General features: G+C 48.9%; 1 rRNA gene. It reads left to right on the top strand.

The annotated features are described in order from the left end of the window. Positions 1 to 133: 133 nt before the first annotated feature. A 23S ribosomal RNA gene (locus R2X38_RS26740) occupies positions 134 to 219 on the top strand; the annotation flags it as partial.

The following is a 219-nucleotide window of genomic DNA, read 5'->3' as shown; positions in this document are numbered from 1 at the left end:
TAAGAGCGGTGAAACGAGTTCTCAAGCAACACACATTCAAGTGTCTTGTGTAAGAGTCCGGCGAAACACAGTTCATCGCACGACGATGAACAACCTTGGTTGTTGAGCCATACGAAACCTCTTGGGGTTGTATGGTTAAGTGATTAAGCGTACACGGTGGATGCCTGGGCAGTCAGAGGCGATGAAGGACGTGCTAACCTGCGATAAGCCAAGAGAAGA

The organism is Photobacterium rosenbergii (genome assembly GCF_033022775.1).
Classification (GTDB): domain Bacteria; phylum Pseudomonadota; class Gammaproteobacteria; order Enterobacterales; family Vibrionaceae; genus Photobacterium; species Photobacterium rosenbergii_A.
Note: the sequence above shows the minus strand (reverse complement) of the source record. Positions and strands in the feature narration are given on the sequence as shown.